The following is a 21,875-nucleotide window of genomic DNA, read 5'->3' as shown; positions in this document are numbered from 1 at the left end:
CGCAGCGAATGCCGGAACTGGTATCAGGCTGCCCGAAGCGACGCGTGTGAGGCGTTTATACGGGTTGCCAGCGCAGGGGCAAACCGATATCTCATCCCGACTATAGTCGAGTTGAGAATGCCTCCGATGAACAAGTCCGGACGCGGGCTGGTTTGGAAACGCGAGCGAAAATGGATACTTTCGAACTCAACAAAATTGTCGGCGCGATCTTCGGGACCTTGCTGATCCTGTTGCTATCCAACTTCGCCGCCCAGGCGATCTTTTCCCCGACCAAGCCCGAAAAGCAGGGCTACGCCATCGCCGTGAAGGAAGCCGAGCCGGCTCAGGCTAAGGATGCTGCGCCGAAGGTGGACGAGCCGATCGAGAAGCTGCTGCAGACCGCCTCGGTCGACCAGGGCTCCAAGGTCGCCAAGAAGTGCGCCGCCTGCCACACCTTCGAAAAAGACGGCCCGAACCGCGTCGGCCCGAATCTCTACGGCATCGTCGGCGACCATCGCGGCGAAGGCCGCAACGGTTTCAATTTCTCGGCTGCGATGAAGGCCAAGGGCGGCGCCTGGACGTTCGACGAGCTCAACAAGTTCCTCGCCAATCCGAAGGGCTATATCCCCGGCACCGCGATGAGCTTCGCCGGCATTCCGAACGACAAGGAGCGGGCCGACCTGATCGCCTATCTCAACAAGAATTCCGACAAGCCCGAAGCGCTGCCGGCGACGGCAGAGAAGTAACGGTTTTCCAAGATTGGAATGTTGAACGGCCGGGATTTTCCCGGCCGTTTTGTTTTGCGAAACCGGTGCGGATTAAACATCGGTAACCGGGACCTTTCGCCGCAAGTCGGCCGTGCGTGGGGTGTTATCCTCCGCCAAAATCGCCATAATCGGACGAATCCTCGGACAGTCCGGTCTGGGCGAAGACCGCAGCGAACAGGGATTTCAGTATCGTGACGTTGACCCGACGACATCTTCTGCAGGGCGGCTTGTTGGCCGCAGCGACTCCGGTTCTGAGCTTCAGCCCCGGTCCGTTTGGGGCGAGCGCGGCGCGCGCCGAAACCGCCGTCGATGGTGCGGCCTGGCGCCACGGCCTGTCGCTGTTCGGGGACCTCAAATATCCGGCCGGCTTCGCGCAGTTTGATTATGTGAATCCGAAAGCGCCGAAGGGCGGTATCGCCCGGCAGATCGCGCTCGGCACCTTCGACAATTTCAATCTCGCGGTCGCCGGTGTGAAGGGCAACATCGCCGGTCCTGCGGGGTACCTCTACGAAACCCTGATGACGCCGTCGCAGGATGAGGTCGGCACCGAGTACGGTCTGCTCGCCGAGGGCGCCGCGCATCCCGACGATTTTTCCTGGGTGATCTATCGATTGCGCAAGGAAGCGCGCTGGAACGACGGCAAGCCGGTCACCGCCGACGACGTGGTGTTTTCGTTCGACGCGCTGAAGAAGTATAGCCCGCGCTACGCCTCGTATTATCGGCATGTCGTCAAAGCCGAGAAGGTCGGCGAGCGCGACATCCGTTTCACCTTCGATGCGCCGGGCAATCGCGAACTGCCGACCATCGTCGGAGAATTGATGGTGCTGCCGAAGCACTGGTGGGAAGGCACCGACGCGCAGGGACGCAAGCGCGACATCTCGGCGACGACGCTGGAGCCGCCGCTCGGCTCCGCCCCCTATAAGATCAAGGAATTCGTCGCCGGCCGCTCGGTCGTGCTGGAGCGCGTGAAGGACTATTGGGGCGAGAAGCTGCCGGTGCGGATCGGCCAGAACAATTTCGACGAACTGCGGTTCGAGTACTTCCGCGACAACACGGTGGCGCTGGAAGCCTTCAAGGCCGATCAGGCCGACTGGATCATGGAGAACTCCGCCAAGCAGTGGGCGACCGCCTACGACTTCCCGGCGGTGAATGACAAGCGCGTCGTCAAAGAAGAATTCCCGATCAACGACTCCGGCCGGATGCAGGCCTTCGTGCTGAACACGCGCCGCGAGATGTTCAAGGACCCGCGAGTGCGGCGTGCCTTCAACTACGCGTTCGACTTCGAGGAAATGAACAAGCAACTGTTCTACGGACAGTACAAGCGGATCGCGAGCTTCTTCGAAGGCACCGAGCTCGCCTCCAGCGGGTTGCCTGAAGGGCAGGAGCTGGCGTTCCTCGAAACGGTGCGCGACAAGGTGCCGGCCGAGCTGTTCACGCAGCCCTACACCAATCCAGTCGGCGGCAATCCGGAGGCGGTGCGCGCGAACTTGCGCGAGGCCATCAAGCTGGTGAAAGAAGCGGGCTTCGACATCAAGGATCGCAAGCTGGTCGATCCGTCCGGCAAGCCGGTGGCGGTCGAGATCCTGGTGCAGGACCCGTCGTCGGAACGTATCGCGTTGTTCTACAAGCCGTCGCTGGAGCGGCTGGGCGTTGCCGTCTCGATCCGCGTGGTCGACGATGCGCAGTATCAGAACCGAATTCGCGCGTTCGATTTCGACATCATCACCGATCTGTGGGGCCAGTCGCTGTCGCCCGGTAACGAGCAGCGCGACTATTGGGGATCGCAGGCGGCCAATGAACAGGGCTCGCACAACACCATTGGCATCAAGAATCCGGCCATCGATGAGCTGATCGAGAAGGTGATCTACGCCAAGGACCGGGCCACGCTGGTTGCCGCCACGCGGGCGCTCGACCGCGTGCTGCTGTGGAACTTCTACGTTGTGCCGCAATTCACCTACGGTTTCATGCGCTACGCGCGCTGGGATCGGTTTGGGCACGCGCCGCTGCCGAAATACGCCCGCTCCGGTCTGCCGGCGCTGTGGTGGTACGACGCCGACAAGGCCGCCAACCTCGGCAAGCGCTCTTGAGGATTGCTTCGCGTATGGCGCAGCTCAATCGTCGCAACGTGCTCGCTCTCGGCGTCGGCGCGCTCGCCGCCGCGCAGATGCGGGGCACCGCCGTCGCGGCCGACGGTGAAACGGTCTCCCACGGCATCTCGGCGTTCGGTGATCTGAAGTATCCGGCCGATTTCGTGCAGTTCGACTACGTCGATGCGAAGGCTCCCAAGGGCGGCCTGTTCTCGACCATTCCGTCGGTACGCGCCTTCAATCAGTCGTTCCAGACCTTCAATTCGCTCAACGCCTTCATCCTCAAGGGTGACGGCGCGCAGGGGATGGGCCTGACCTTTGCGACGCTGATGGCGCGGGCGGGCGACGAGCCGGATGCGATGTACGGCTTTGCCGCGTCCAAGGTGGCGATCTCCGCCGATGGGCTGACCTATCGCTTCACGATGCGGCCCGAGGCGCGATTTCACGACGGCAGCAAGCTGACCGCGCGTGACGCCGCGTTCTCGCTCAACATTCTGAAGGCCAAAGGCCATCCGTTGATCACGCAGCAACTGCGCGACTTCATTGAGGCGACGGCCGACGGCGACGCGACCTTGATCGTCACCTTTAAGCCGAAGCGCGGGCGGGACGTGCCGCTGTTCGTCGCCGCGCTGCCGCTGTTCTCGGAAGCATACTACGCCAAGCAGTCGTTCGATGAATCGACCATGGAAGTGCCGCTCGGCAGTGGCCCCTACAAGGTCGGCCGGATGGAATCGGGCCGCTATATCGAATTCGATCGGGTCAAGGATTGGTGGGGCGCCAAGCTACCGGTGAATGTCGGATCGTACAATTTCGACACGGTGCGGTTCGAATTCTATCGCGATCGCGACGTCGCCTTCGAGGGCTTCACCGGGCGCAGCTACCTGTTTCGCGAGGAATTCACCTCGCGGATCTGGAATACCCGCTACGATTTTCCCGCGATCCACGACGGCCGCGTCAAGCGCGAGATGCTGCCGGACGATACGCCGTCGGGCGCGCAGGGCTGGTTCATCAACACCCGCCGCGACAAATTCAAGAATCCGCGGGTACGCGAAGCGCTCGGCTGCGCGTTCGATTTCGAGTGGACCAACAAGACCATCATGTACGGCACCTATGCGCGCACGGTGTCGCCGTTCCAGAATTCGGACATGATGGCGGTGGGCGCGCCGTCGCCGGAAGAATTGGCGCTGCTCGAGCCGTTTCGCGGCAAGGTGCCGGACGAGGTGTTCGGTGCGCCGTTCGTGCCGCCGGCGTCCGACGGCTCCGGGCAGGACCGCGCGCTGCTGCGGCACGGCGCGCAGCTCCTCAACGACGCGGGTTTCCCGATCAAGAACGGCAAACGCCTGACGCCGTCCGGTGAGCCTTTCCGCGTTGAATTCCTGCTCGAAGAGCCGGCATTCCAGCCCCACCATATGCCGTTCATCAAGAACCTCGGCACGCTCGGCATCGAAGCAACCTTGCGGATGGTCGATCCGGTGCAGCAGCGGGCGCGGCGCGATGATTTCGATTTCGATCTGGCCATCGAGCGCTACAGCTTTTCGACAGTGCCGGGCGACGCGCTGCGCAACTTCTTCTCGTCACAGGCTGCCGCCACCAAGGGTTCGAACAACCTCGCCGGCATTTCCGATCCGGTAATCGACGCGATGATCGATCAGGTGATCGCCGCCGACACCCGCATCAAGCTGGTGGTCGCGGCGCGGGCGCTCGACCGTCTGATCCGCGCCGGGCGCTATTGGGTGCCGCAATGGTATTCGGCCTCGCACCGGCTCGCCTATTGGGACGTGTTCGGCCATCCGCCCAATCTGCCGAAATACGCCGGCGTCGGCGTGCCGGAACTGTGGTGGGCGAAGGATACGGCGGCTGCGGCCGACCGGGGGAAGAAATAGCATGGCCGCCTATATCGCTCGCCGCGTCCTGCTGATGTTTCCGACTCTGCTCGGGATTTTGTTCGTCTCTTTTGTCGTCGTGCAGTTCGCGCCCGGCGGTCCGGTTGAACGGGTGATCGCGCAGATTTCTGGCGCCGATACCGGCGCCTCGTCGCGCATCTCAGGCTCGTCCGGTGGTGACTTCGGTGCACGGCCGCAGGTCGCCGGTTCGGCGGACGCGGTGAACTCGAAATATCGTGGCGCCCAGGGGCTCGATCCGGAATTCGTCAAGAGTCTCGAAAAGCAGTTCGGCTTCGACAAGCCGGCGCCCGAGCGCTTCGCGATCATGCTGTGGAATTTTGCGCGGTTCGATTTCGGTAAGAGCTACTTCCGCGATGTCAGCGTGCTGCAGCTGATCAAGGAAAAGCTGCCGGTCTCGATGTCGCTCGGGATCTGGATGACGCTGCTGACCTATCTGATCTCGATTCCGCTCGGCATTCGCAAGGCGGTGCAGGACGGCTCGAAATTCGACACCTGGACTTCTGCGGTGATCATCGTCGGCTTCGCGATTCCGGGCTTCCTGTTCGCGATCCTGTTGATCATTCTGTTCGCCGGCGGCTCATTCTTCAGTTGGTTTCCGCTGCGCGGGCTGACCTCCGACGGGTGGAGCCAGTTTCCCTGGTACTGGAAGATCCTCGACTATTTCTGGCACCTGACGCTGCCGTTGATCTCGATGGCGCTCGGTGCGTTCGCCACCATGACGCTGCTGACCAAAAACTCGTTCCTGGACGAGATCCGTAAGCAATACGTCATGACCGCGCGCGCCAAGGGCTGCAGCGAGACTCAGGTGCTGTACGGGCACGTGTTCCGCAACGCCATGCTGATCGTGATCGCCGGCTTTCCCAGCGCCTTCATCCACGCGTTCTTCTCAGGCTCGCTGTTGATCGAGACCATTTTCTCGCTCGACGGGCTCGGCCTGCTCGGCTTCGAAAGCGTACTCAATCGCGACTATCCGGTGGTGTTCGGCACGCTCTTCATCTTTTCCCTGGTCGGCCTGGTGGTGAACCTGATTTCCGATCTCACCTATATGTGGATCGATCCCCGGATCGACTTCGAGGCGCGGGACGTCTGATGACGCTGATCGCACGCGAGCCGATCGAAACCACCACGCAGGCGCCGCTCGGCGAGGCGGTGCCGCCGACGCGCCACCGTCTGTCGCTGTCGCCACTGAACAAGCGGCGCTGGCAGAACTTCAAGGCCAACCGGCGCGGCTACTGGTCGTTCTGGATCTTTCTGGTGCTGTTCGGCATCTCGCTGTTCGCCGAATTCATCGCCAACGACCGGCCGCTGCTGATCAAGCTCGACGGTCATTATTATTTCCCGGCGGTCGTGACCTATTCCGAGACCACCTTCGGCGGCGACTTCGAAACGGCGGCGGATTATCGTGATCCGTTTCTGCAGAAGCTGATCGCCGACAAGGGCGGCACGGTGATCTGGGCGCCGATCCGCTATTCCTACGGTACTCACAATCTCGACCTGCCGACGCCGGCGCCGTCGAAACCGACCTGGCTGCTGACCGAACAGGAATGCGCCGCGGTTGTCGCCAAGAAGGGCGTCAAGAGCTGCCACGATCTCGAATACAACTGGCTCGGCACCGACGATCAGGGCCGTGACGTCGTTGCACGTCTGATCTACGGCTTCCGGATCTCGATCCTGTTCGGCCTCAGCCTGACGATCATCTCGTCGATCATCGGCGTCGCAGCCGGCGGCATCCAGGGCTATTTCGGCGGCTGGGTCGATCTCACCTTCCAGCGGCTGATCGAAGTCTGGACTGCAATCCCGTCGCTGTATTTGCTCTTGATCCTGTCGTCGGTGCTGGTGCCGGGCTTCTTCGTGCTGCTCGGCATCCTGTTGCTGTTCAGCTGGGTGTCGCTGGTCGGCCTGGTGCGGGCCGAGTTTCTGCGCGGCAGAAACTTCGAGTACATCACCGCGGCCCGGGCGCTCGGCGTGTCCAACGCCAAGATCATGGTCCGTCACCTGCTGCCAAACGCGATGGTGGCGACCATGACGTTCCTGCCGTTCATCGTGTCGTCCTCGGTGATGACCTTGACGGCGCTGGACTTCCTCGGCTTCGGCTTGCCGCCCGGCTCGCCGTCGCTGGGCGAATTGCTGGCGCAGGGCAAGGCCAACGTTCAGGCCCCATGGCTCGGCTTCACCGGCTTCTTCGCCGTCGCCATCATGCTGTCGCTGCTGATCTTCATCGGCGAAGCCGTCCGCGACGCCTTCGACCCACGCAAGACGTTCAGGTGAAGGTGTGATAAACTCTCATTCCGGAGCAGAGGCGATGAACAAGATTGTTCGAGAGTATCCGGTCGATAAGCTGCCGTCGGACCTTCAGGAAGGTCTGCCGCAGCATGGTTGGGTCGAGATCGAATTTAGGCCCAAGGCCGATCGCAAGCCGAGGATCATGCTCGCTCCGCTCGCAGGCTCCGTTCCCAATCTCCACGGCAGCGACGAAGACGTCGTTCGGCATATCCGCGAGTTGCGCGAAGATCACTGATGTGGGCGCGTTTCAAAGATCGGCCGATCTACTTGGACTCGAACATCATCATCTATGCGATCGAGCAAGGTAGCCAATGGGCCGAGACGATCCGCGCATTTTTAGGCGCGATCGATGCTGATGACGTGCGGGTGGTCACCTCCGAATTGACGATCGCCGAGGTCATGCCAAAGCCGATCTCGCTCAAAAACCCCGACTATTTGGAAAAGTACGAGTTGTTCTTTTCACCTCTTAGTCCGCTTCTGACGGTGCCGGTCAGTCGAGATATCCTCCTAGCTTCCTGTCATATCCAGGCTGAACTGGGGATCAAACCGATGGATGCGATCCACGTGGCGACTGCGCGAGCGGCGGGATGTGAGAACTTCTTGACCGAAGACCAACGGCTGGGCCGTGCGATCGCCGGCGGGCCGACATGGCTTCAACTCAGCGAGCTTGTCTGATGGACGCGATCAACCAGCCTCTGCTTGATATCAGCGACCTGTCTGTCGCCTTCCATCAGCCCAGCGGGACGACGACGGCCGTCGATCATGTGTCGTTCCGGATCAAGCGGGGCGAATGCGTTGCGCTGGTGGGCGAGTCTGGCTCGGGCAAGTCGGTCAGCGCGCTGTCTATCCTGAAGCTGCTGCCGTATCCGAGCGCGTCGCATCCGTCCGGCCAGATCCGGTTCAAGGGACGCGAACTGCTCGGGATGTCCGAGCGCGAGATCCGCGGCATTCGCGGCAACGAGATCTCGATCGTGTTTCAGGAGCCGATGACCTCGCTCAATCCGCTGCACACGATCGAGGCGCAGATCGGCGAGATCCTGCAATTACACGGCGGTGTGCGCGGCGCCAAGGCGCGGGCGCGGATCATCGAGCTGCTGACGCAGGTCGGCATTCCCGAGCCGGAGACACGTCTCGCCAGCTATCCGCATCAACTATCCGGCGGGCAGCGGCAGCGCGTGATGATCGCGATGGCGCTGGCCAACGAGCCGGATCTGTTGATCGCCGACGAGCCGACCACGGCGCTCGACGTCACCGTGCAGGCGCAGATCCTGGCGCTGCTCGCCGACATTCGCGCGCGGCTCGGGATGAGCATGCTGTTCATCACCCACGATCTCGGCATCGTCCGTCGCATCGCCGACACGGTGTGCGTGATGCACACCGGCAAGATCGTCGAGCAGGGGCCGGTCGAACAAGTGTTCACCGATCCGCAGCATCCCTACACCAAGGCACTGCTGGCGGCCGAGCCGAAGCCAGACCCGGCGCCGCCGTGTCCCGATGCGCCGGTGGTGATCTCGACCGACGATCTCAAGGTCTGGTTTCCGATCCGTCGCGGCCTGATGCGCAAGACGGTCGGGCACATCAAGGCGGTCGATGGGGTGACGCTGGCGATCCGTAAAGGCGAGACGCTCGGCGTCGTCGGCGAGTCAGGCTCGGGCAAGACGACGCTCGGATTGGCGATGCTGCGGCTGATCTCGTCCGACGGGCCGATCGTGTTTCTCGGCAACGACATCCAGGGCTTGAAGTTCAAGCAGATGCGGCCGTTCCGCCGCGATATGCAGATCGTGTTTCAGGACCCGTTCGGCGCGCTCAGCCCGCGCATGTCGGTCGGCGATATCATCGCCGAGGGGCTCAGCGTGCATCAGCCGCAACTCGGCGATGCCGAGCGCGAAGCGCGGGTGATCAAGGCGCTGAAGGAGGTCGGCCTCGATCCGGCGACCCGCTTCCGCTATCCGCACGAGTTCTCCGGCGGTCAGCGGCAGCGGATTTCGATCGCGCGCGCGGTGGTGCTGGAGCCGAACTTCGTTGTGCTCGATGAGCCGACCAGCGCGCTCGACATGCTGTTTCAGGCGCAGATGGTCGATCTGCTACGCGAACTGCAGCGCAAGCGCGATCTGACCTATATGTTCATTTCGCACGATCTGCGCGTCGTGGCCTCGCTTGCCAGTCATCTGATCGTCATGAAACAAGGCAAAGTGGTCGAGGAAGGTCCTGCGGCCGAGCTGTTCAAGTCTCCGAAGACCGACTATACGCGGGCGCTGTTCGCCGCCGCGTTCCGGCTCGAGACCGCGCCCGGCGGCGCTGCGGCCCAATAGGTGTTTGATGAGCGAGAGCGACCAAACTGACCAGCTCGCGGACCACGCGGCGGATGTCACCGTGTCGGCGCCTGAGCTGATCGGGCAGGGGTTCATGTCCTATCAGCGTTTCGAGGTGTCGATCCGGCGCGACGGCGAGCCGCCTCTGTTGCAGCGGCGGGACGTGCTGCGCGCCAGCCGCGTTGCGGCCGTGGTCCCGATCGATCTGACACGGGACTCGGTCGTCCTGATCCGGCAGTTTCGCCTTCCGGCGCATCTTGCCACCGGGCGCGGCGACATGGTCGAGATCGTCGCCGGCCGGATCGATCCGCACGAGACCGATGTGGATGCGGCGCGGCGCGAATGCATCGAGGAGATCGGCGTCGCGCCGACGCAGCTCGCCGAGCTTTATCGCGTCCTGCCGACCCCTGGCCTCACCGATGAACAGGTCATCTTCTTTGTCGGCCACGTCGATTCCAGCGCGGTGTTGCAACGCGCCGGATTGGCCGAAGAAGACGAGGACACCGAGCCGTTCGTCGTGACGATCGACGAGGCGCTGGCGGCGCTCAGCCGCGGCGCGTTCAACAACGCGCTGCTTGTCACGGCCTTGCAGTGGCTGGCGCTCAATCGTGCGCGGCTGCGCGAGTGGTTTAGCCGAGCCGCTTGATCGCAGTCAGCGTGCTGCCGGCGGCTGCAATCCGCGCGATCGCCTGCTGCGTCGGCTCGATCGCCGTTGCCATGTGATAAGCATTGGCGTGCACGATACTGATGGGGTCGCGTGCGATCGCGACGTGGCCTTTCCAGAACAACAGATCCCCGTGCTTCAGCGCAGACTGCTCATCGAGCGAAACAGACGTGCCGAGCGCGGCTTCCTGCATGTCGCTGTCGCGCGGCGCGGCGATCCCGCAGGCCGCCAGCGCGGTTTGCACCAGACCCGAACAGTCGATGCCGAGACTGCTACGCCCGCCCCACAGATACGGCGTGCCGACGAAGCGCTCGGCAACCGCGACGAAATCGGCTTCGATGTCAGCCAGCGGTGCGACGTGCCGGCGCGGCACGTGCCAGCCTTCCTGTGTCACCGCAAAACTCGCATCCTCGTGCACGATCGCCAGCCGCGCGCCGAGCGGCAGCGTCTCCGCCGGGGGCAGTTTGATCGAAGGACCGTGGAACGCGAAAGTGCGTAGCGCCGTCACCTTGTGGGTCGGCTCAGCGGCCGGCCTATACAAAGCGAGATCCGGTAGCCAGCCGACATAGCCGTCGGTCATCAATTGGCCCCAGGCCCAGCCTTCTTCGGTCCGGTCATAGACGGCGACGCGTTCGCCTTTCAGCGCCTCGGTCTCCAGCATCGCGCCGGCAAACGGCTCGCGCCGCACCGGCGCGACGCCGTAGCTGACCTCGAACACTTCACCTTCGACGAACCGCGCCGCGGTAACTTGGCCTTCGAGATGTTTGGCGGCGAGATCGGGCCGCGCCGGCGTCAGCCTGCGATCAGCCATAGCGCTCGCTCAACAGCGCGAAGATCGCGCGCGCGGCTTGGCATTCGCCGCCTTCGGGACGACCAGGCTTGGCCTTCGGCGTCCAGCCGTAGATATCGACGTGCAGCCAGCTCTTGGCGGCTTCGACGAAGCGCTGCAGGAACAGCGCGCATGTGATCGAGCCGGCAAAGCCGCCGGACGGCGCGTTGTTGATGTTCGCGACCTTGGAGTCGAGCCACGAGTCGTACGGGCCCCACAGCGGCATCCGCCACAGCGGATCGTTCTCCGCGCTCGCGTGGCGCGCGACGTCGAGCGCCAGCGCTTCGTCGTTGGTGTAGTAGGGCGGCAGATCGGGGCCGAGCGCGACGCGGGCTGCGCCGGTCAGCGTGCCGAGATCGATCAGCAGGTCCGGCGCTTCCTCGTCCGCATAGGCGAGCGCATCGGCCAGCACCAGCCGGCCTTCGGCATCGGTGTTGCCGATCTCGACGGTCGGCCCCTTGCGCGAGGGGAAGATGTCGAGCGGTCGCATTGCGTTGCCGGCGACGGAGTTCTCGACCGCAGGGATCAGCACGCGCAACCGCAGTTTCAACCCGGCGTCCATGATCATCGAGGCCAGCGCCAGGACGTTGGCCGCGCCGCCCATGTCCTTCTTCATGATCAGCATCGCACTCGATGGCTTCAGATCGAGGCCGCCGGTGTCGAAGCACACGCCCTTGCCGACCAGCGTGACCTTCGGATGGGACGGATCACCCCAGGTCAGATCGATCAGCCGCGGCGCGCGGGTCGAGGCCATGCCGACCGCGCGGATCAGCGGGAAGTTCTGGGTTGCGAGCTCGTCACCGACGATGACGCTGATGCTCGCGCCGAAGCGCGTCGCCAGTGCGTCCGCAGCGTCGGCGAGTTCAGCCGGCCCCATGTCGTTCGACGGCGTGTTGATGAGGTCGCGCGCCAGCGCCGCGGCCTCTGCGGCGCGGCTGATCGCGGCGGCATCGACGCCATCCGGCGGAACCAGACGCACGGCGGGCGGCTCGGCCTTGCGATAGCGGCCAAACTTATAGGCGCCGAGCGCGAAGGCGAGAGCGGCGAGCCGCACATCGTGAGGCGCGTTGGCGAAACGATAGACGCCGGCGGGCAGCAGCCCGGGCAGGGCGCCGGGACGGAACGGGTCGTGGCTCTTCGCGTCTGGCTCGTCGAGGCCGAATAGCACATGTCCAATCTCGCCGTCCGCCGTCGGCAGCGCGAGGTACTGACCGGGCTTGCCGCTATAGCCGCTCGCTGTTGCAAAGCGCTGAGCTGCTTCGGGCAGATCAGCCCGCACCGCATCCCAGCTCGATTTGGTGACGAACAGAATTGGCGTTGCGGACGGAGTAGGCTCGGTTTGGAAAATCGGGTGCATGCGTTGCGGCTCTTTCGAATCTTAAGGCGGCGCCGATGGCCGGGAGGATTAACCCAACATTAGGGTTAACGCTCTATTGCTGGGCCAGAATTCGTCGGCTTTGTGAGTATGGTGCCATGCGCGACCTGCCTTGTCTTGCCCGGTTTGCCGCATCCGCGGCGCTGACCGTCAGCCTGGCGGTGTCGCTCGCAGGTTGCAAGACCATGGGCATGGCCGATGTCACCGGCTCGCTCGGCAGCCGCAACGAGGCCGCCGCCGATCCGAACCGCGCCGTCGAGATCGCCGGCGATCGCTACCGGTCACGCCCCAACGATCCCGACGCCGCAATCGCTTATGGCAACGCGCTGCGCGCGATCGGCCAGCGCGCCCAGGCCGTCGCGGTGCTGGAGAAGGCCTCGCTCGCCAATCCGAGCAACAAGGCAGTGCGGGCCGCGTATGGCCGCGCGCTCGCCGATAACGGCAATTTCCAGTTGGCGTTCGACACGCTGTCACGGGCGCACAGCCCCGACAATCCCGATTGGCGCATCCTGTCGGTGCAGGGCACCGTGCTCGACCAGATGGGACGCAACGAGGAAGCGCGGCGTTACTACGCCAGCGCGCTGCGGCTTGCACCGGACGAGCCCTCGGTGTTGTCGAACCTCGGCATGTCCTACGTGCTGACCAAAGAGCTGCCGAAAGCCGAAGACACGCTGCGGCGAGCCTATGCAAGCGGCCGGGCGGACTCGCGCGTGCGTCAGAACTTGGCGCTGGTGATCGGTCTGCAGGGCCGCTACGCCGAGGCCGAGTCGATCGTCCGTGCCGACCTGCCGCCGGACGAGGCCGCCGCCAACGTCGCCTATCTCAAGGAGATGGTGAGCGGCCATGATGCCGCCCGAGCGGCGGGCCGTGGCGTGCTAGCCTCCGGCCGCTAAGCTGATCCTTTAAGCGGTCGACCTTACTGCATCGCCGCGATGCGAATGCCGGTCGGGCCCAGGATCACCACGAACAGCACCGGCAGGAAGAACACGATCATCGGCACGGTGAGCTTGGGCGGCAGTGCTGCCGCCTTCTTCTCGGCCTCGTTCATGCGCATGTCGCGATTCTCCTGCGCCATCACCCGCAGGCTCTGGCCCAGCGGCGTGCCGTAGCGTTCCGACTGCTGCAGTGCCAGGCAGACCGACTTCACGCCGTCGAGACCGGTGCGCAGCGCCAGATTCTCGTAGGCTTGCTTGCGGTCCTGCAGATAGGACAGCTCGGCGGTGGTCAGAGTGAATTCTTCGGCGAGCGGGATCGACTGCGATCCGATTTCGATCGAGACCCGGCGGAACGCGGTTTCGATCGACATGCCGGACTCGATGCAGATCAGCAGCAGATCGAGCGCGTCGGGAAACGCCCGCTTGATCGACAGTTGCCGCTTCTGGATCGCGTTTTTCAGAAACAGCATCGGCGCCTGCATGCCGAAGAAGATCGCGGCGACGCACATGCCGATCTTGACCGTCAGCGGCTGGTCGAAATTCGCGATCACGAACACGTACAGCGCCGAGGCCGCGCCGAACGCGATCGGCATCACCATCCGGAAGAACAGGAAGGTGACATATGGCGCCTGGCCGCGGTATCCGGCCATCACCAGCTTGTCGCGCGCGGATTCTTGCGCCAGCCATTTGGCGAGGTTGAAGTCTTCCACCACACGCGCGATGAATTTCTTCGGTGCTTGGCGCAGCGACACCTTCTCCGCCTTGGCGAGACGATCGCGTTCGCGCTGACGCAGGCGCTCGCGTTCGCTGCCGACTGCCTTCATTCGCTTGGCGAGCGTCTCGCCCGCAAAGAACGGAATGATGAGGGTGTAGACCGTGGCGCTGGCCGCGATCGCCGCGAGCAGCGTCGCCATGAACCGCGCGTCGTGGAACTTCTCGATTAGAAAATCCAACATGGCCGCCCTCAGAAGTCGAAGTTGATCATCTTCTTCATCACGAAGATGCCCGCCGACATCCACAGCGCCGAAGCCGCGAGGAGAATGCGACCGGTCGGATGTGTCCACAGCAGAGAGATGTAGTCCGGGGTCGTCACATAGACCAGCAACATCACGATGATCGGCAGCGAACCGATGATCGCGGCCGATGCCTTGGCTTCCATCGACATCGCCTGGATCTTCTCGGCCATCTTTTTACGATCGCGCAGCACCTTGGACAGGTTTCCGAGCGCTTCGGAAAGGTTGCCGCCCGACTTTTGCTGGATCGAGATCACGATGCCGAAGAAGTTCGCTTCGGGAATCGGCATCCGCTCATACAGCCGGGCGCAGGCCTCGCCGATCGGCATGCCGATCGCCTGGGTCTCGATGATGGCATTGAACTCGCCCCGCAGCGGCTCAGGTGAATCGGCGGCCACCATCTTGATCGAGTCGAACAATGGCAGGCCGGCCTTGATACCGCGAACGATAACGTCAACCGCGTCGGGGAGGGCAGCCAGAAACTTCTTCTCGCGGCGGCGTTTGAGATAGCCGAGCGTCCAGCGCGGCAGTCCGAAGCCGGCGGCGAAACCAAGACCGGCCGCGGCCGGTAGTCCGGCGCCTAAGATGATCGCGATGCCCAGCACGAAGATGCCGAGCGAAGCCGAAACCATGCCGAATTTGCCGGGAGTCCAATCGAGACCTGCCTGCGACAGCTTGGCGGTCAGCGGGACGTTCTTCTGCTTTTCGTTGCGGGTTTCGATCTCTTTGAGAGAGCCTTCGATCTGCTCGCGCCGTGACCGCTGCGTGCGATCGGCCTGACGCACGGTGGGCGTGGAGCGCGCGACGGAAGTCAGCCGCTGTTCGACAGTCTTCTCTCCGGACAGCAGCGGATAGACGAAAACCCATGCCACACCGCCGACGGCGATGGCAGCGAAGAAGCCGAGTGCGAGCGTTTGCATTTCTATCGCTCCGGCCTCTTATGAGTTGACCACGACCTCCGCGGCATCCAGCGCCGCGGCGAGTCGTTGCTCTTCGCCGTAATAGCGGGCGCGTTCCCAGAATCGCGGACGACCGATGCCGGTGGCGCGGTGGCGGCCGACGATGTGACCGTTAGCATCCTCGCCCAACAGGTCGTAGACGAAGATATCCTGGGTGATGATGGTGTCGCCTTCCATCCCCACCACCTCGGTGACGTGAGTAATGCGGCGGGAGCCGTCACGCAGGCGAGCCGCCTGGATGATGACGTCGATCGAGGCGCAGATCATCTCGCGGATCGTACGCGAGGGTAGCGCGAAGCCGCCCATCGTGATCATCGATTCACAACGTGACAGGGCTTCGCGCGGATTGTTGGCGTGCAGCGTGCCCATCGAGCCGTCGTGGCCAGTGTTCATCGCCTGCAACAGGTCGAACGCCTCTGGTCCGCGGACTTCGCCGACGATGATCCGCTCAGGACGCATACGCAGACAGTTGCGGACCAGATCTCGCATCGTGATCTGGCCTTCGCCTTCGATGTTCGGGGGTCGGGTTTCGAGGCGCACCACGTGCGGCTGCTGCAGCTGCAATTCGGCCGCGTCTTCGCAGGTGATGATGCGCTCGTCGTCGTCGATATAGTTTGTCAGGCAGTTCAGGAGGGTCGTTTTACCCGAGCCGGTACCGCCGGAGATCAGCACGTTGCAGCGGACCCTGCCGATGATCTGCAGAATCTGAGCGCCCTCCGGCGTGATCGCGCCGAATTTGACCAACTGGTCGAGCGTCAGCTTGTCCTTCTTGAATTTGCGGATGGTGAGGGCTGGTCCGTCGATCGCCAGCGGCGGCACAATCGCGTTGACGCGGGAGCCGTCGGCGAGGCGCGCGTCGCAAATCGGCGAGGATTCGTCGACGCGCCGACCGACTTGGCTGACGATGCGCTGGCAGATGTTGAGGAGCTGTTGGTTGTCACGAAACCGAATGCCGGTGCGTTGAATCCGGCCTGCGACTTCGATGTAAACCGTGCCGGCGCCGTTGACCATGATGTCGGAAATGTCGTCGCGCGACAGCAGCGGCTCGAGCGGACCATAGCCGAGCACGTCGTTGCAGATGTCGTCGAGCAGTTCCTCCTGCTCGGCGATCGACATCACGATGTTCTTGATCGCGATGATTTCGTTGACGATGTCGCGGATTTCTTCTCGGGCGGATTCTCCGTCGAGCTTGGCAAGCTGCGCCAGATCGATCGCTTCGATCAGCGCGCCGAAGATCGTCGCCTTGACTTGGTAGTAGTTCTCGGAACGGCGCGTCTCGACGGCCACCGGCGGCGCTGAAGGGGCGCGCGCTGGTGCCAGCGGTGGTGATGACACGACCGGCTTGGGTTCGACGGCGCGCATCGTCGGCTCCGGCGAGAAGCTCGCCGGTTTCAGGGCCCTGACTTCGTTTTCCGGTCCGCGCTTACCAAACACCTCGATACTCCAACACCAGGCTTACTTGGCCCGCAACTTCTCCAGAATCGGCCCGAGGAACGACCCCTTCGGCTTCTTGGCCTCTCCGCGCCCCGTCAGCCGCTGGGCGATCTGCAGGAACATTTCCGTTGTCTTATGGTTCGCCGCGATTTCCGCGATCATTTGGCCGTTGTTGGCGGCCGCGCCGAAGATCTGCGGCTCGAACGGGATCGAGACGATCGGTGGGCTCTCAATCGCCTTGGCGAACTCGCTCGTAGAGATTTCGGGTCGCTTCGGCACCCCGACCTGATTTAGACAGTAGAGCGGGGGACGATCGTTCGGCCGTCCCGCCTTCAAGAGGTCGATCAGGTTCTTGGTGTTGCGCAGATTGGCGAGATCGGGCGTCGCGACGATCAGGATGTCATCGGCGGTGATGAGGGAGCGCTTGGCCCATCCGGTCCATTGATGCGGCACGTCGAGCACGATGCACGGCATCGTGGTACGGAGCGTGTCGAAGACCGAGTCGAAAGCATCGGCGCCAAAATCGTAGACGCGGTCCAGCGTCGCCGGCGCAGCCAGCAGGCTGAGATGGTCGGTGCATTTCGACAGCAGTCGATCGACGAAGGCGGTATCGACGCGGTCGGGTGCAAACACCGCTTCGGCGATGCCTTGCGGCGGGTCCTGATTGTAGTCGAGGCCGGCGGTGCCGAACGCGAGATCGAGATCGGCGACGACCGAGTCCAGCGCCAGGTCACGGGCGATCGCCCAGGCGACGTTGTGGGCGACGGTGGATGCGCCAACGCCCCCTTTAGCACCGACCACTGCGATGATGCGGCCGACAGCTTTGGCTTCAGGGGCCGAGAACAGATTGCAAATTGAGCGCACGACGTCGATCGGCTGCACTGGCGCGATCGCGTAGTCGCTGACGCCGCGACGGACGAGTTCGCGATACAGCGTCACGTCGTTGACTTTGCCGATCACGATCACCCGCGTGCCCGGATCGCACACCGTCGCGAGCTGGTCGAGACCGGCCAGCACGTCGCTGCGCGCGTCGGTTTCGAGAACGATGACGTTCGGCGTCGGGGCGGAGCGATAAGCTTCGATCGCCGCGACCACGCCGCCCATCTGGATCTTCAGATGTGCCTTGGCGAGACGACGATCTTCGCCTGCAGCCTGCACGGCGGCGGCAGTCTCCACGGTCTCGCAGAATGCTTGAACCGAGACCCGGGGAGCCGGCGCGATGTGATCCTCCGGCCCCGCGTCCGGGGCCGCCGTGGCCGGTTCGTCCTGATTTTGCCGCGAGTAACTGATCATTGTCCGACGCCGCTCAACTTGCTCTTGTCGCTCGTGTCCGGTTTGGTCGTGCGATAGGTGTCGTAGGTCACAGCGCGACGTGCGGTGTAGGGCGGCGTTTCAGGGCGCGGCTGGACCAGATCGGCGGGATTTTCGACCATCGCTGCGAGATTGCGCTGATTGGCGCAGCCGAGATTCCAGTACGGACGATTGTCGTAGTAGCCCTTGTTCTTGATGCTCGGACCGAGATCCTCCGGCCACAACCCGCAGGGCCCCGCCACGGCTGTCACCCTCGGATAGATCAGGCGGATGGTCGCGAACGTGCGCGGGTCGGCCGGACGATAGTGCTTCACCGTCACGCCGCGCGGCGGCACGCCGTTGGCCGCGAGCACCGACTGAATCTCCCGGATGGTGTCGGAGGCGGCGCGGGCGTTGGGCGTGTCGGAGGGCACTTCGGCAATGATCGCGCCGGTGCCTTCTCGCAGCCAGGTCTGGCCGAGCTCGGCGACCTCCGCGCGCTGCACGGGGGTGAGACCGCCCCGGCCGTTGCCGACGAAGACTTCGACCGTGCGATCGGCCTCGCGGATCGCGATCGGATGGCGCTGCCGATAGTCGGTCGGGATGCTCTGGGTGACTTCGACTTCCCGGCTGGTGTGGGTGCAGGCCCCGAGCGACAGCGAGAAACCGATCAAAGCGGCCCCGAGACCGAGGCCGCGTGCCACTTTGGCGGAGGTAGGAGATGTCATCGTGCTGTCCTCGCTCCGCCTAGTCGGTGATGAAGCCGAACCGGCCGCGATAGGTGCGGGCGGGCTCGGTCCGGCCGGGAACGCCGTAGAGCTTGTTGATGCTGCCGAGCAGGTCAGATTGCGGATCCGAGGCGTCGGCGAAGCCGTCGTCGGGCCGCGACAGATCCTTTTGCGCCACGGCGCGCACCACGTAGGGCGTCACCAGCACCATCAGCTCGGTCTGGCGGTTGATGTAGTCGCGGCTGCGGAACAGCGTGCCGAGGATCGGCAGTTGCGCGGCGCCGGGCATGCCATTGATCGCCTGCTTGGTCTGCTCTTGGATCAGGCCGGCCATTGCCAGAGAGCCGCCCGAGGGAATTTCCACTGTGCTTTCGACGCGGCGGGTCTTGATCGACGGCACCGACATGTTGCTGATGATGACAGAGTTGTCGCTCGACACCTCCGAGACTTCGGTCATCACCTTCAGGCTGATCCGGCCTGCGGTCATCACCACCGGCGTGAAGTTGAGCAGGATACCGAACTTCTTGAACGTCACCGACGGCGTGCAGACGCCGTTGGTGCAGGTCACGCCGCTCGGCACCGGGAATTCACCGCCGGCCAGGAAGGTGGCCGGCTCGCCGGAGATCGCCGTCAGATTCGGCTCGGCGAGGGTACGCACGACGCCGGCGCTTTCCATCGCGCGCAGCGTTGCAGTGACCGACGGCAGCGATCCGAATTTGGTGGTCAGTGCATTGGTCGAAACCAGCGGACCACCCGACTGGGTGAATGGATTGGAGTTGTTGAAGTTCACCACGGCGGTGCCGTAGGCCATGTTGGCACTGAGGTCGACGCCGAGCTGCTTGACGATGTCCCGCTGCACTTCGGCAACGGTGATCTTCAGCATCACCTGATCGCGGCCGCGGACCGCGATGTTGTTGACGACCTTCTTGTCTTCACCCACCAACCGCACGGCGAGGTCGTAAGCCTGCTGCGCGTCGATCGGGGAGGTCACCCAGCCGTTCAGCATCACGCCGTCGCCAAGGCCTTCGACCTGGATTTCGGCGTTGGGCAAGGTCTGCTTGAGCGCAGTGCGAAGACCGTTGAGGTCGCGCGTGACTGCGATGTCGTAGGCGGCGATCTGCCGGCCGGCGGAATCGAAGAACACGATGTTGGTCTGGCCGACGGCGGCGCCGATGATGTAGGCGCGCTGCGCCGAACGGACTACCGCATTGGCGATCTTCGGATCCGCAACCAGCACGTCTTTGATGTCGCGCGGCAGGTCGATCACCATCGACTTGCCGATGCCGAGCGAGACCGATTGGGCGTTCAGGCCGGACGATGCCGGTGGGATAGGTGTCGCACGGTAGTCGCTGGCGTGAACCGCGGTCCAGCTCGGGATCATCGTCAGCGCCACGGCTGCGGATAGGGCGATCGCCGTGGTGCGCCAGAAGTGGGTCAATCGGGGGCCGGTATTGCGAGTCATCTCCCGTCCTCCGATCATCTCTGCAATGATGTCTGAGTGGTAATTTCGTAGCGCGCCACCTTGACGGGGCCACGCTTGGCTTCGGTGGTGTCGTTCGAGGCAGTCTGCCGCGCGTCGGCAAGGTTCGGTGCCAGCGACAGCGTTTCGCCTTGTTGTGCGTTAGCGGCGCCGGTCTCTAGGGAGATCTCGGTCGAAATGGCGCGCATGCCGGCAGGCAGGATCGCGGGCACGGAGCCGGCACCATCGGCTTTGACCAACTTCTGTTTGCGGATCGGCTCACCGGCAATGAAGGGCGCGCGGGCGATCGAGCCGCCAACATCGGTGGTGGCGCTGGGTTGAGTGTCGCGGCGGATGAAGTTCGAGCTCGCGCTTGCGGCTTGCCAAGTCTGCCATTGCAGATCGCCAGGCGTCACGGCTTGACCGAGCGGAATGTCGTTCTTGGCGACCAGGACTTCGATCGTCTGAAGCTGGGCAACCGGCGCAGCAGCGGCAGCCGGCTGCGGACCGGCGCTGCTGGCCAGATAAGCGGCGACGCCGCCGGCACCGACAGCGACGGTCAGCACGACAATGCGCGCGGGATTCATACGCTTCACTTTCCACATGACTCGGGCGGCGCACCCGCCGCAGTGAGGCGAGTTGACCAGCTATTCGTCAAAGCATGGTTAATGAGGCGTATCTAAATCGCGTTAACGGGAGGTTCCCGGGCAATCAGCCCAGAGAGAGACGGGCGATATCGACCGCCTTGATCCATTCGGTGTGCGGGTAGATCACCAGCGCGCCCATCGCCAGCGCAATGCCGTAAGGAATGCCGGTTTGCTGGTCGTGCAGCCGCAGGACCCAGCCCTGGCAGGCCAGGCGATAGGGCAGAGGCCACTGCCGGAAGCCGAGCAGCAACAGCGTCAGCGCGCCGCCGAACAGCGAAGCGTACAGCAGGTAGTCCAACAGGTGGTCGAAGCCGAACCATAGCGCCGCGGCGGCCACCACCTTGGCGTCGCCGCCGCCGATCCAGCCCATCGCAAAGCAGCCAAAGGCGACCGCAAGCACCAGCGCGCCGGCCCCGAAGTGCAGCAGGATGTCGTATGTCCCAAGCCCGGTGAGCGGCGCCAACACCAGGAAGCCGGCGACGAGCAACAGCGAAATCCGGTTGGAGATCGTCATCGTCAGCAAGTCGCTGGTTGCGGCGAAGGCCATCAACGCAGGAAACAGCGAAATGCGAAGCAGGTCGGCGATCATCTTGGCCTCGTCGGAACTCTGCGGACAATCGAACCAGCACGGGTTCGAAAGCCAAACTAGACGGCAGAAGTGAATGATCGGGAAATGCGGTCCGTCCTCACCAGACCGTTGCAGCGATCTGGACAAGAACCGCTGCGACTGCGAGCGCGAGGGCTGCGCAGACCATCTGCCGCGCGGCCGTGTCGCGTGAAGACGCAACTGCGCCATCAGGCGCCGGAATCGGTTGGATATGATCGGAACGGTGCATTGCGGTTCTGATCGTGAGACGGAGCGTGAACAAAAAAGGCCCCGGAATGCCGGGGCCTTGATTGTTCGGCCGACCCGCCGATTACTTCAGCGCGTTCTGGACGCTGGTGAAGGTCGAGTTCAGCTTGCCGGCGAGGCCCTGCACCGCGGCAATGATGGCGAGCGAGATGCCGGCGGCGATCAGGCCGTATTCAATCGCGGTGGCGCCGGATTCGTCCTTGATGAAACGCGCAACGATGTTCTTCATCGGGTAGCTCCATGTACACGTGGCTGTCGAACTCTGTTTGGTCTTGCCGGCGTTCTCAGCACCGTGACCATGGAGCTAACCCTAGGGGGGGGAAATTGCAGCGCAGTTAATTCGATTGCGTAAACATG

The 21,875-nt window shown here is 63.6% G+C and carries 20 protein-coding genes and 1 pseudogene; 10 read left to right on the top strand and 11 right to left on the bottom strand.

The window, feature by feature from the left end:
• The first annotated feature begins 170 nt into the window (after positions 1–170).
• The 9 genes from RPPS3_RS18950 to RPPS3_RS18910 all read left to right on the top strand — a co-directional run bounded on the left by RPPS3_RS18950 (position 171) and on the right by RPPS3_RS18910 (position 9,978).
• Positions 171–725, top strand: a complete 555-nt coding sequence (locus RPPS3_RS18950; RefSeq protein WP_107345449.1) for a c-type cytochrome — start codon at positions 171–173, stop codon at positions 723–725.
• Positions 726–937: 212 nt separating this feature from the next.
• On the top strand, positions 938–2,833 hold the full coding sequence (locus RPPS3_RS18945) for an extracellular solute-binding protein (RefSeq protein ID WP_107345448.1): 1,896 nt from the start codon (positions 938–940) through the stop codon (positions 2,831–2,833).
• Between the two features lie 14 nt (positions 2,834–2,847).
• On the top strand, positions 2,848–4,716 hold the full coding sequence (locus tag RPPS3_RS18940) for an extracellular solute-binding protein (protein ID WP_107345447.1): 1,869 nt from the start codon (positions 2,848–2,850) through the stop codon (positions 4,714–4,716).
• Between the two features lies 1 nt (position 4,717).
• Entirely contained in the window at positions 4,718–5,827 is a 1,110-nt protein-coding gene (locus RPPS3_RS18935; protein ID WP_107345446.1) for a microcin C ABC transporter permease YejB, read from the top strand.
• Positions 5,827–7,005 (top strand): ABC transporter permease, encoded by a 1,179-nt coding sequence (locus RPPS3_RS18930; protein WP_107345445.1) that lies wholly within the window; start codon positions 5,827–5,829, stop codon positions 7,003–7,005. Before RPPS3_RS18935 ends, RPPS3_RS18930 begins: the two co-directional genes overlap by 1 nt.
• A 34-nt stretch (positions 7,006–7,039) precedes the next feature.
• The gene (locus RPPS3_RS18925; protein WP_107345444.1) at positions 7,040–7,255 is read left to right on the top strand and encodes a hypothetical protein; all 216 of its coding nucleotides are present in this window, start codon (positions 7,040–7,042) and stop codon (positions 7,253–7,255) included.
• Positions 7,255–7,695: a type II toxin-antitoxin system VapC family toxin gene (locus RPPS3_RS18920; RefSeq protein WP_107345443.1), complete on the top strand. Its 441-nt coding sequence runs from the start codon at positions 7,255–7,257 to the stop codon at positions 7,693–7,695. The genes RPPS3_RS18925 and RPPS3_RS18920 overlap by 1 nt, the downstream gene beginning before the upstream one ends.
• A complete protein-coding gene (locus RPPS3_RS18915) occupies positions 7,695–9,332 on the top strand; it encodes an ABC transporter ATP-binding protein (RefSeq protein WP_107345442.1) in 1,638 nt (545 codons plus the stop codon). Before RPPS3_RS18920 ends, RPPS3_RS18915 begins: the two co-directional genes overlap by 1 nt.
• 7 nt (positions 9,333–9,339) lie before the next feature.
• Positions 9,340–9,978 carry an NUDIX domain-containing protein gene (locus RPPS3_RS18910; protein ID WP_107345441.1) on the top strand — a complete coding sequence of 213 codons (639 nt, stop codon included), beginning with the start codon at positions 9,340–9,342 and terminating at the stop codon, positions 9,976–9,978.
• Here the strand turns inward: RPPS3_RS18910 and RPPS3_RS18905 are convergent.
• Together RPPS3_RS18905 and RPPS3_RS18900 are read right to left on the bottom strand one after the other, a co-directional pair.
• On the bottom strand, positions 9,962–10,807 hold the full coding sequence (locus tag RPPS3_RS18905; protein ID WP_107345440.1) for a C40 family peptidase: 846 nt from the start codon (positions 10,805–10,807) through the stop codon (positions 9,962–9,964). The genes RPPS3_RS18910 and RPPS3_RS18905 overlap by 17 nt on opposite strands.
• A complete protein-coding gene (locus tag RPPS3_RS18900; protein WP_107345439.1) occupies positions 10,800–12,182 on the bottom strand; it encodes a leucyl aminopeptidase family protein in 1,383 nt (460 codons plus the stop codon). The genes RPPS3_RS18905 and RPPS3_RS18900 overlap by 8 nt, the downstream gene beginning before the upstream one ends.
• A gap of 116 nt (positions 12,183–12,298) precedes the next feature.
• On the opposite strand from RPPS3_RS18900, the gene RPPS3_RS18895 reads away from it, so the two are divergent.
• The gene (locus tag RPPS3_RS18895) at positions 12,299–13,093 is read left to right on the top strand and encodes a tetratricopeptide repeat protein (protein ID WP_107345438.1); all 795 of its coding nucleotides are present in this window, start codon (positions 12,299–12,301) and stop codon (positions 13,091–13,093) included.
• 23 nt (positions 13,094–13,116) lie between these two features.
• On the opposite strand, the gene RPPS3_RS18890 is transcribed toward RPPS3_RS18895, so the two are convergent.
• The 9 genes and pseudogenes from RPPS3_RS18890 to RPPS3_RS18850 form a co-directional block, all read right to left on the bottom strand.
• Positions 13,117–14,091, bottom strand: coding sequence for a type II secretion system F family protein (locus RPPS3_RS18890; protein ID WP_107345437.1), 975 nt, complete (start codon positions 14,089–14,091; stop codon positions 13,117–13,119).
• Positions 14,092–14,099: 8 nt separating this feature from the next.
• Positions 14,100–15,074, bottom strand: coding sequence for a type II secretion system F family protein (locus RPPS3_RS18885; RefSeq protein WP_107345436.1), 975 nt, complete (start codon positions 15,072–15,074; stop codon positions 14,100–14,102).
• A gap of 12 nt (positions 15,075–15,086) precedes the next feature.
• Positions 15,087–16,541 (bottom strand): CpaF family protein, encoded by a 1,455-nt coding sequence (locus RPPS3_RS18880; protein WP_107345435.1) that lies wholly within the window; start codon positions 16,539–16,541, stop codon positions 15,087–15,089.
• A 21-nt stretch (positions 16,542–16,562) separates the two neighbouring features.
• Positions 16,563–17,834, bottom strand: a complete 1,272-nt coding sequence (locus RPPS3_RS18875; RefSeq protein WP_107345434.1) for an AAA family ATPase — start codon at positions 17,832–17,834, stop codon at positions 16,563–16,565.
• Entirely contained in the window at positions 17,831–18,559 is a 729-nt protein-coding gene (locus RPPS3_RS18870) for a CpaD family pilus assembly protein (protein WP_107345433.1), read from the bottom strand. Before RPPS3_RS18870 ends, RPPS3_RS18875 begins: the two co-directional genes overlap by 4 nt.
• 19 nt (positions 18,560–18,578) lie before the next feature.
• The gene (locus RPPS3_RS18865) at positions 18,579–20,021 is read right to left on the bottom strand and encodes a type II and III secretion system protein family protein (RefSeq protein WP_107345432.1); all 1,443 of its coding nucleotides are present in this window, start codon (positions 20,019–20,021) and stop codon (positions 18,579–18,581) included.
• Positions 20,022–20,185: 164 nt separating this feature from the next.
• A pseudogene (cpaB, locus tag RPPS3_RS18860) lies at positions 20,186–20,605 on the bottom strand (Flp pilus assembly protein CpaB); the annotation flags it as partial.
• 124 nt (positions 20,606–20,729) lie between these two features.
• Positions 20,730–21,254: an A24 family peptidase gene (locus RPPS3_RS18855; protein WP_107345430.1), complete on the bottom strand. Its 525-nt coding sequence runs from the start codon at positions 21,252–21,254 to the stop codon at positions 20,730–20,732.
• Positions 21,255–21,582: 328 nt separating this feature from the next.
• Complete coding sequence (locus RPPS3_RS18850) at positions 21,583–21,747, bottom strand: Flp family type IVb pilin (RefSeq protein ID WP_011159214.1); 165 nt, start codon at positions 21,745–21,747, stop codon at positions 21,583–21,585.
• Positions 21,748–21,875 lie beyond the last annotated feature (128 nt).

It is taken from the genome of Rhodopseudomonas palustris, from assembly GCF_003031265.1.
GTDB classification, from domain to species: Bacteria; Pseudomonadota; Alphaproteobacteria; order Rhizobiales; family Xanthobacteraceae; genus Rhodopseudomonas; species Rhodopseudomonas palustris_H.
This window is presented reverse-complemented; position numbering and strand designations above follow the sequence as displayed.

Bases quoted from the DNA above. Each gene is read 5' to 3' on its own strand.
- RPPS3_RS18950 (WP_107345449.1), top strand. From the start codon at position 171: ATGGATACTTTCGAACTCAACAAAATTGTCGGCGCGATCTTCGGGACC.
- RPPS3_RS18940 (WP_107345447.1), top strand. From the start codon at position 2,848: ATGGCGCAGCTCAATCGTCGCAACGTGCTCGCTCTCGGCGTCGGCGCG.
- RPPS3_RS18935 (WP_107345446.1), top strand. From the start codon at position 4,718: ATGGCCGCCTATATCGCTCGCCGCGTCCTGCTGATGTTTCCGACTCTG.
- RPPS3_RS18930 (WP_107345445.1), top strand. From the start codon at position 5,827: ATGACGCTGATCGCACGCGAGCCGATCGAAACCACCACGCAGGCGCCG.
- RPPS3_RS18925 (WP_107345444.1), top strand. From the start codon at position 7,040: ATGAACAAGATTGTTCGAGAGTATCCGGTCGATAAGCTGCCGTCGGAC.
- RPPS3_RS18920 (WP_107345443.1), top strand. From the start codon at position 7,255: ATGTGGGCGCGTTTCAAAGATCGGCCGATCTACTTGGACTCGAACATC.
- RPPS3_RS18915 (WP_107345442.1), top strand. From the start codon at position 7,695: ATGGACGCGATCAACCAGCCTCTGCTTGATATCAGCGACCTGTCTGTC.
- RPPS3_RS18910 (WP_107345441.1), top strand. From the start codon at position 9,340: ATGAGCGAGAGCGACCAAACTGACCAGCTCGCGGACCACGCGGCGGAT.
- RPPS3_RS18905 (WP_107345440.1), bottom strand. From the start codon at position 10,807: ATGGCTGATCGCAGGCTGACGCCGGCGCGGCCCGATCTCGCCGCCAAA.
- RPPS3_RS18900 (WP_107345439.1), bottom strand. From the start codon at position 12,182: ATGCACCCGATTTTCCAAACCGAGCCTACTCCGTCCGCAACGCCAATT.
- RPPS3_RS18895 (WP_107345438.1), top strand. From the start codon at position 12,299: ATGCGCGACCTGCCTTGTCTTGCCCGGTTTGCCGCATCCGCGGCGCTG.
- RPPS3_RS18890 (WP_107345437.1), bottom strand. From the start codon at position 14,091: ATGTTGGATTTTCTAATCGAGAAGTTCCACGACGCGCGGTTCATGGCG.
- RPPS3_RS18875 (WP_107345434.1), bottom strand. From the start codon at position 17,834: ATGATCAGTTACTCGCGGCAAAATCAGGACGAACCGGCCACGGCGGCC.
- RPPS3_RS18870 (WP_107345433.1), bottom strand. From the start codon at position 18,559: ATGACATCTCCTACCTCCGCCAAAGTGGCACGCGGCCTCGGTCTCGGG.
- RPPS3_RS18865 (WP_107345432.1), bottom strand. From the start codon at position 20,021: ATGACTCGCAATACCGGCCCCCGATTGACCCACTTCTGGCGCACCACG.
- RPPS3_RS18855 (WP_107345430.1), bottom strand. From the start codon at position 21,254: ATGATCGCCGACCTGCTTCGCATTTCGCTGTTTCCTGCGTTGATGGCC.
- RPPS3_RS18850 (WP_011159214.1), bottom strand. From the start codon at position 21,747: ATGAAGAACATCGTTGCGCGTTTCATCAAGGACGAATCCGGCGCCACC.